Here is a 288-nt window from a genome sequence, read left to right as displayed (position 1 = left end):
AATATCCTGCCTGATACAATATCGCAAAGAACGGGAAATCCTCATCTTCAATACTTACGATGCTCGGTGACAGCTCGGCAACGGAAGTTACCTTGGTAAATTCAAGATTTAAATAGTCTATAAGCTCGGTCTTCTTTACTTTTTTATCAATAAAAGTATTTAAATAATTTACTAAAAGTGACGGCTTGGCCCCTCCCGTGTCAAGCCAATACGGCTTAAATCCCCGCTGCGGCTCACTTAGGAAATTTAAAATTGACCACGGATTATAAACATGCCATTCATTGTCTT

General features: G+C 38.9%; 1 pseudogene. It reads right to left on the bottom strand.

Going from position 1 to position 288, the window contains the following annotated elements:
- Positions 1-288, bottom strand: a pseudogene (locus HMPREF9444_RS11155) (AAA family ATPase); the annotation flags it as partial.

The organism is Succinatimonas hippei YIT 12066 (genome assembly GCF_000188195.1).
Classification (GTDB): Bacteria; Pseudomonadota; Gammaproteobacteria; order Enterobacterales; family Succinivibrionaceae; genus Succinatimonas; species Succinatimonas hippei.
This window is presented reverse-complemented; position numbering and strand designations above follow the sequence as displayed.